The organism is Mesorhizobium sp. M4A.F.Ca.ET.050.02.1.1, assembly GCF_003997725.1.
In the GTDB taxonomy this organism is placed as follows: Bacteria; Pseudomonadota; Alphaproteobacteria; order Rhizobiales; family Rhizobiaceae; genus Mesorhizobium.
Genome location: NZ_RZSG01000434.1, coordinates 1 through 5,113, shown reverse-complemented (window position 1 = coordinate 5,113; position 5,113 = coordinate 1). Strand labels below are relative to the sequence as shown.

Sequence of the window (5,113 nt, the reverse complement as noted above, 5' to 3'; positions counted from 1 at the left end):
GTTTCAAGATTGCGGTAGTCGGCGCCACGGGCAATGTGGGCCGCGAAATGCTCAACATTCTGGATGAGCGCGGCTTTCCGGTAAGCGAAGTGGTGGCGCTGGCCTCGCGGCGCAGCCAGGGCACCGAAGTGTCCTTCGGCGACCGCACGCTGAAGGTCAAGGCGCTCGACACCTATGACTTTTCCGACACCGACATCTGTGTCATGTCGGCCGGCGGCAACGTCTCCAAGGAATGGTCGCCGAAGATCGGCAAGCAGGGCTGCGTCGTCATCGATAATTCGTCCGCCTTCCGCTATGACCCGGACGTGCCGCTGATCGTGCCGGAAGTGAACCCGGACGCGGTGGAACTGTTCTCGCGCAAGAACATCATCGCCAACCCGAACTGCTCGACGGCGCAGCTGGTCGTGGCGCTGAAGCCGCTGCATGACGCGGCGACCATCAAGCGCGTCGTTGTCGCCACTTACCAGTCGGTCTCCGGCGCCGGCAAGGAAGGCATGGACGAGCTGTTCACCCAGACCCGCGCCGTCTTCGTCGCCGACCAGGTCGACGTCAAGAAGTTCACCAAGCGCATCGCCTTCAACGTCATTCCGCATATCGACGTCTTCCTCGACGACGGCTTCACCAAGGAAGAGTGGAAGATGGTGGCCGAGACCAAGAAGATGCTCGACCCCAAGATCAAGTTGACGGCGACCTGCGTGCGCGTGCCGGTGTTCATCGGCCACTCGGAAGCGGTCAACATCGAGTTCGAAAAGCCGATCACGGCCGACGAGGCGCGCGAGCTCCTGCGCGAGGCGCCGGGCTGCCAGGTCTTGGACAAGCGCGAGAACGGCGGCTACATCACGCCGCTCGAATCGGCCGGCGAGGACGCCACCTTCATCTCGCGCATCCGCGAGGATTCGACCGTCGACAACGGCCTGTCGATGTGGGTCGTCTCCGACAATCTGCGCAAGGGCGCGGCGCTGAACGCGGTGCAGATCGCCGAACTTCTGGTCGAGCGGGGCCTGATCCAGCCGAAGAAGAAGGCGGCATAATCTCGCTCGCGGGCCGCACCGCCGCTGCCGCGGCGGGCCCTCCGCGGGGGGGCGCCGGACGACCGGCGGCCCGCGGTCGCGGGCTCGGCCTTCGGCCGGGTAGCTTCCTTCTCCCCGTTCACGGGGAGAAGGTCCCGGCAGGGGGATGAGGGGCGGCACCGGCATCTCAAGCAGGCGGTGGAGAGCCGGCATCACAACCGATTTTGCTCCGCCAATTCCATCAACATCGCCATCGCTTCCTCGGCCCGATCCGCCGGGACGAACAGATGGTCGTGGTAAAAGGCCGAGACCGGATTGACGCCCATGCCAGCCCCTGCCAACCGCGTGGTGATGGCGGCGAGGAATCCGACGGCTTCCAGCGAGGAGTGGATGTTCAGCGTGATCATCCGGCAGCGGAAGATGCCGTCGATGCCGACCGCTCTCGACTGGTCCTCCTTCACGATCAGCGTAAGGCCTTCCTGCTCGCGAAAGCTCATGACCGGATCGAGGCCATCCGGCATGGTCGCGCCCGGCGCCAGCGTCGCGAAGACGTGGACATCGGGAAGCAGTCGCGGCGTCATCGACGCCAACAATTTTTGCAGATCGGTTTCGCCGGTCATTTTTCCTCCCTCGGCGGCGCGCGGCTGCCAGTCTCGCGAGCCCGCCGCCTCGTCCTTAGACCGGCCGGATGAGCGCCGGTAGTGCCTGCCCGGGCGACACGGAAATGTCGCTGTCGACCGAGCTTGCTTTGCCGTTGCATAGCACAATGGACGGGATCGGGACCGGAGCCGGTCCGTCTGGGGGTTTTGATGATCGTCCGCCCGCGTCCGCGCTTCCTGCATCTGTTCTTCATCATGCGCGGCTCGGTGGTGCCGCGCATCCTGCCGCAGATCTTCGGTTTTGCCGCCTATGGCGCGCTGGTGGTATTGGTCATCAAAGCTCTCAAGCTCGACTTCGGCAATGCCGGCACGGCACCCTTCGCCCTGCTCGGCGTGGCGCTGTCGATCTATCTCGGCTTCCGCAACAACGCCGCCTATGACCGCTGGTGGGAGGCGCGCAAGCTGTGGGGCCAGCTCGTCTTCGACATCCGCAACCTGGCGCGCGCCTCGACCGGCCTTATCGAGGACCGGGCCGAATTGCGCGGCCTGTTGATGGATGCGATCGCGTTTTGCCATTTCCTGCGCGGCCTGCTCAGGCGGGTGGATGCTACGGCGGAAGCGCGCGGCTTCATCGGCGATGAGGCCGAAGCCGTGGTGAAGGCCGTCAACTCTCCCGATGCCCTGGTACGCAGGATGGGCGCGCGCATCGCGGCGCTGCGCAGTCCGGGGCGCTCGATGCGGTCGGCTACCGCATCCTCGACGAGCGCCTGTCGGAGATCGCCGCCGCGCAGGCCGGCTGCGAGCGCATCGCCGGAACGCCGTTGCCTTTTGCCTACACGCTGCTGCTGCAGCGAACGGCCTACGTCTTCTGCCTGCTGCTGCCGTTCGGGCTGGTCGCGCCAGCCGGCTGGGCAACGCCGCTGTTCACGGCGCTGATCGCCTATACCTTCTTCGGCCTCGACGCGCTCTCGGAAGAGCTCGAGGATCCGTTCGGCACCCAGCCCAACGACCTTGCGCTGGATGGGCTTTGCCGCGTCTGCGAGATCTCGGTGTTCGAGGCGCTCGGCGAACCGGCGCCGAAGATGATCCCGGCCGAACGGTTCTATTTCTCCTGAGGCCAGAGCGTTCCAGCCCTGGCCATCCGGTTTGCGAGCCGGATGAGCGCTGCCTGGATTCTGTTTTTGACACCGCCGCTTGACTCGGCCGGCGGCCTCTCGTATAGAACCAAAAGGTTATATAACCAGTTGGTTCAATATGACGGATAGCCTCAGTCTGACCCTCGCCGCGCTTGCCGACCCGACCCGGCGCGCCATCCTGGCGCGGCTGGCGCTCGGCGAGGCCTCCGTCACGCAGCTGGCGGAGCCGTTTGCCATGAGCTTTCCGGCGGTGTCGAAGCACCTCAAGGTGCTTGAGCGCGCCGGCCTGGTGGCGCGCGGCCGCGACGCGCAGTTTCGGCCGCGCCGCCTGCAACCGGAACCATTGCGCGAGATCGACGAATGGCTGGAGACCTACCGCGTGCTATGGGACGCGCGCTTCGACCGGCTGGAAACCTATCTGCAAGCCTTGCAGGCGGGTGATCCCGGCGCAGGTAAAAGCTAAGCCGGCCAATCATCTTGCCGCCCTTGCGCAACAAGACATCCAGAGAGGGGAACATGACAGATCAGACCATCGACACGCCATCCGACGACCCGGTCATCATCATCACCCGGACCTTCGATGCGCCACGCGCGCTGATGTTCAAGCTTTTCACCGATCCATATCACCTGGTGCGATTCTGGGGACCGGAAGGCTCAACCTATCCGGTCTGCGAGATGGATGTACGGCCTGGAGGGCAATTCCGTCTGACCATGCGCTTCGCCGACGGCAGTGAATACCCAACCAACAGCGTCTATCTCGAAATCGCTCCGCCGGAGCGGATCATCTATCGCGACGCCCCGCTCGATCGCAGTCAGTGGCAGGATACCCTGCCGCCGCCCAACATGGTGACGACAATCCTGTTCGAGGATGCCGGCGGCAAGACGCGGATCGTCGCCAACATCCGCGCCAACTCGGTTGCCGCCCGCGACATGGCGGTGAAGATGGGCTTCGGCCAGATGGTCATGGCGAGCTACGCGCGGCTGGAAGCCTATCTCAAGACACTCTGAGTGCCCTTGCGGCGCGCCGGAATGAGCCGCGCGCATCTGTGAAAAAGATTCCGGCACGTGTCGGACGGTCGACGCGTGCCGCGTCCTTGGTTCGAGCCTGGCAAAGACGCCGGGGTTCTAACTAAAATATTAGGAGGGAACGTCAATGAGCATTGCTCAAACCGCGCCCGTGTCGTCGGGTGCCCTGTGGACCGGTCGCGTGCTCAGCGCGCTCATCGTGCTGTTCATGATCTTCGACGGCGCCATCAAACTGCCGCCGCTCGACATCGTCACCCAGACGATGGTGCAACTCGGCTGGCCGGCCGATCCCAACGCCGCGCGTATGCTCGGCATCATCGGGCTGATCTCCACCGCGCTCTACGCACTGCCGCGCACCTCGGTGCTCGGCGCCATCCTGCTCACTGCCTATATGGGCGGCGCCATCGCCACCAAAGTGCGGCTCGACAGCCCGCTGTTCTCGCACACGCTGTTCGGCGTCTATCTCGGCATCATTCTGTGGGCCGGCCTGTTCCTGCGTGACCCCAGGCTGCGCGCGCTGATCCCGTTTGCCCGCTAAGCATCGGGAGGACCGTAGAATGTTCACCACCATCCTCACTATCCTGATTGTCGCCATTGCCGCCGTGCTCATCTACGCCGCGACACGGCCGAACGATTTCGTCGTCAGCCGCTCGGCCATCATCAAGGCGCCGCCCGAGGCGATCTATCCGCTGATCAACGACTTCACGCGCTGGCCCGAATGGTCGCCTTACGAAAAACTCGACCCGGACATGAAGCGCACGCTGTCCGGCGCCGAAAGCGGCAAGGGCGCGGCCTATGCCTGGGAAGGCAACGGCAAGGCAGGCGTCGGGCGGATGGAGATCACCAGCTCGGTTCCATCCTCGCTGGTGGCGCTGAAGCTCGATTTCGAAAAGCCGTTCCGGGCCAACAACAGCGTCGACTTCACCTTGACGCCGTCCGGCGAGACCACGACCGTCACCTGGGCGATGCGCGGCGGCCGTCCGTTCATCGCCAAGCTGATGGGCCTGTTCATGAATTTCGACACGCTGATCGGCAAGGATTTCGAGGTCGGCCTCGCCAACTTGAAGCGAGCCGCCGAATAACTACCTGAAAATGCACCATCTTTGCGCGTCCGGGGGGACGCGCGGCACTGCAGGGCGGATCAAATCACGTCTTTGTGCGTTATCGCTGCAAGGCGGGTGCAGGCGCATTCCCGTTGGGGAGAAACGATGATGAAGAAAGCGATAGTCTTAGTGGCCCTGCTGATGGCGCTCGGCGGTTGCTCGCAGACGGAAAAGGGTGCTGCGGTCGGCGGCCTGGGCGGGGCGGCGATAGGCGCTGCCGTCGCGAATGACCCGGTGGA

6 protein-coding genes and 1 pseudogene are annotated in these 5,113 nt (G+C 64.4%); 6 read left to right on the top strand and 1 reads right to left on the bottom strand.

Annotated elements, in window-relative coordinates:
• The coding region (locus EOA33_RS23710; RefSeq protein WP_127406726.1) for an aspartate-semialdehyde dehydrogenase at window positions 1–1,031 on the top strand (1,031 nt) is incomplete at its 5' end.
• A gap of 191 nt (window positions 1,032–1,222) precedes the next feature.
• Here the strand turns inward: EOA33_RS23710 and EOA33_RS23705 are convergent.
• Entirely contained in the window at window positions 1,223–1,630 is a 408-nt protein-coding gene (locus tag EOA33_RS23705; protein ID WP_126057398.1) for an ACT domain-containing protein, read from the bottom strand.
• Between the two features lie 189 nt (window positions 1,631–1,819).
• Here EOA33_RS23705 and EOA33_RS23700 point away from each other — a divergent pair.
• From EOA33_RS23700 to EOA33_RS23680, 5 genes and pseudogenes are all read left to right on the top strand, one after another.
• A pseudogene (locus EOA33_RS23700) lies at window positions 1,820–2,724 on the top strand (bestrophin family ion channel).
• Window positions 2,725–2,863: 139 nt separating this feature from the next.
• The gene (locus tag EOA33_RS23695) at window positions 2,864–3,208 is read left to right on the top strand and encodes a metalloregulator ArsR/SmtB family transcription factor (RefSeq protein WP_126057400.1); all 345 of its coding nucleotides are present in this window, start codon (window positions 2,864–2,866) and stop codon (window positions 3,206–3,208) included.
• A gap of 53 nt (window positions 3,209–3,261) precedes the next feature.
• The gene (locus EOA33_RS23690) at window positions 3,262–3,753 is read left to right on the top strand and encodes an SRPBCC domain-containing protein (protein WP_126057401.1); all 492 of its coding nucleotides are present in this window, start codon (window positions 3,262–3,264) and stop codon (window positions 3,751–3,753) included.
• Window positions 3,754–3,898: 145 nt separating this feature from the next.
• Window positions 3,899–4,309, top strand: a complete 411-nt coding sequence (locus EOA33_RS23685) for a DoxX family protein (protein ID WP_126057402.1) — start codon at window positions 3,899–3,901, stop codon at window positions 4,307–4,309.
• 19 nt (window positions 4,310–4,328) lie between these two features.
• A complete protein-coding gene (locus tag EOA33_RS23680) occupies window positions 4,329–4,853 on the top strand; it encodes an SRPBCC family protein (RefSeq protein WP_126057403.1) in 525 nt (174 codons plus the stop codon).
• Window positions 4,854–5,113: the final 260 nt, after the last annotated feature.

What these genes read in the sequence shown, in the direction of transcription:
- EOA33_RS23705 (WP_126057398.1), bottom strand. Translation starts at nt 1,630, where the DNA reads ATGACCGGCGAAACCGATCTGCAAAAATTGTTGGCGTCGATGACGCCG.
- EOA33_RS23695 (WP_126057400.1), top strand. Translation starts at nt 2,864, where the DNA reads ATGACGGATAGCCTCAGTCTGACCCTCGCCGCGCTTGCCGACCCGACC.
- EOA33_RS23690 (WP_126057401.1), top strand. Translation starts at nt 3,262, where the DNA reads ATGACAGATCAGACCATCGACACGCCATCCGACGACCCGGTCATCATC.
- EOA33_RS23685 (WP_126057402.1), top strand. Translation starts at nt 3,899, where the DNA reads ATGAGCATTGCTCAAACCGCGCCCGTGTCGTCGGGTGCCCTGTGGACC.
- EOA33_RS23680 (WP_126057403.1), top strand. Translation starts at nt 4,329, where the DNA reads ATGTTCACCACCATCCTCACTATCCTGATTGTCGCCATTGCCGCCGTG.